This window comes from Desulfoplanes sp. PS50 (assembly GCF_053851535.1).
On the sequence record NZ_JBSPZA010000078.1, the window covers coordinates 1 to 2000 of the forward strand.

Below are 2000 nucleotides of genomic sequence, written 5' to 3' on the forward strand. Positions count from 1 at the left end.
AGCAAGATCCCACAGCAGCATGCCACGCCTTTGCCAAGCCATGACGAACAGGACCTTCCAAGGCTGACAAGTTCATGCATGCTTAAAGAGCAACCCCCTCCTTACATCGTTTGTTTAGAGGGCAAAACGGCCGTTCTAAGCGGTGAAAACGGGTTGTTTTGGGATCTTTATAACAATATTTCAAGTATCTAGCGAGGTCCGACCCCGATAAAAATCCTGGAAAGGATATCGACAGAAAATTGCGGGTCGATCCAGACCTGTTCCTGGTCGGGGAAATTGATGGCGAACTGGTCGCAACCGTAATGGGCGGCTATGAAGGCCACCGTGGCTGGATTAATTATCTGGCAGTAAAGCCGCGCCATCACAGAAATGGTTATGGTCGGTTATTGATGGAGTCGGTAGAGAAGCTTCTTAAACTGAAGGGTTGTCCGAAAATCAATCTACAAGTCAGAGCCACGAATGCCGGTATTATTGAATTTTACTCAGCTATTGGCTACGGTAACGACTACGTTGTAGGTATAGGTAAACGGTTGGCGCATGACTCGTGACACCGTGAAGAAAACCCGCCATTACACCGCTGCAGGCGGCGGTTGGAAACTTGCTAGCGCGCCCTCATGTGCGCCGCGCTATACGCAAGGGTCGCACGAATGAAGCTGTTACTTTGTCTTGGCTTGGTTATATTCTCCCTCGGGGTTAATGCTGAAATCTACAGATGGACCGATAAAAATGGGAAGGTGCATTTCAGCGATAAAGCGGATGCAGATAGGCCGCCATATTCTGAGTCAATAGAAGTTAAAGTCAACAGCTATAAAAGCGTTACATACGAATCAGTTCAAGGGAAAGATAAAAGAGAGATAAAATCCAAAAAGTTGGTCATGTATAGTACGAGCTGGTGTTCCTATTGTAAGAAGGCCAGGCAGTATTTCATCGCGAACAAAATACCTTTTGATGAATATGATATTGAGAAAAGTCCGAGCGCCAAACGCCGCTATAATGCAATGGGTGCAAAGGGTGTTCCGGTAATTTTGGTTGGTAACAAACGTATGAATGGTTTTAGTGTTTCTGGATTTAAAGATATTTACAAATAAGAAAAATGTACCAAGTGAAAATTGCCTGTAACAATTCGTTCCAGTGCCGTTGCCAGCGGATCGTCTGACGCTCACTGAAGTTTGCAATATTGGGAGGGGTCGCCGTGCGTCTCTGGTCGTTACATCCCAAGTATCTCGATCCCCAGGGTCTGGTGGCACTGTGGCGAGAGAGTCTTCTGGCGCAGGCAGTCCTGCGTGGAGATACCCGTGGTTATCGGAACCATCCACAACTGGACCGCTTCAAGAGCCATCCGTCACCTCTTGCGGCCATTTCACTATATCTTACGGGCATACATGATGAGGCGACAGAGCGGGGCTACACCTTCAATAAGAACAAGATCAGGCCGGTCCGGAAGGCGGTTTTGCTCACAGTTACCAAGGGTCAATTGGATTACGAGTGGCTCCATCTGCTGAATAAGCTGAAGTTGCGCAACCCTGCGCTGTATCGGTATTGGCAGAATGTGGCGGTTCCAGATGCCCACCCTATTTTTAGCGTGCATGCCGGAGATGTGGAGCCCTGGGAGCGTTATTAAGAGTGCCACCCAACAGTCGGGTCATTTGACAGTACAGAGGCAACCCACTCATTCACGGCACTCTCTTTCACAGCCGGTGATGTATAAAATCGAGGCAGACGAATAACCCCATTATTGACCCCATTGATACCTTCGATACTCATGACTCCATTGATACGCAATTAGATTCCAGCGGGGAGAATAATGAATGCGAAGGTTGACGCTCAATAAATTAGCCTGAAGGAGGGCGGTAGGTGATTGCTACGCCCTTCTAGGGATTCGCTCCATATGGTCGGCTGAAGGCAGGCGTTTTGAATCCGGGAGGGAGGTATGACAATTACTGGAGAATGTTTTTGCGGTGACGTTAAATACGCGGTACAAGGATCGCTGAGTGATGCCA

Annotated in this window: 3 protein-coding genes and 1 pseudogene; all 4 read left to right on the forward strand. The window is 48.2% G+C overall.

Annotation, left to right across the window (positions count from 1 at the left end; translation table 11 throughout):
- Window positions 1-192: hypothetical protein (locus ACTVJH_RS15770; RefSeq protein ID WP_455992841.1), on the forward strand; the 192-nt coding region annotated here is incomplete at its 5' end.
- Between the two features lie 17 nt (window positions 193-209).
- Window positions 210-548 (forward strand): annotated as a pseudogene (locus tag ACTVJH_RS15775) (GNAT family acetyltransferase); the annotation flags it as partial.
- Window positions 549-647: 99 nt separating this feature from the next.
- Window positions 648-1088 (forward strand): glutaredoxin domain-containing protein, encoded by a 441-nt coding sequence (locus ACTVJH_RS15780; protein WP_455992843.1) that lies wholly within the window; start codon window positions 648-650, stop codon window positions 1086-1088.
- Window positions 1089-1192: 104 nt separating this feature from the next.
- The gene (locus tag ACTVJH_RS15785; protein WP_455992845.1) at window positions 1193-1621 is read left to right on the forward strand and encodes a pyrimidine dimer DNA glycosylase/endonuclease V; all 429 of its coding nucleotides are present in this window, start codon (window positions 1193-1195) and stop codon (window positions 1619-1621) included.
- Window positions 1622-2000: the final 379 nt, after the last annotated feature.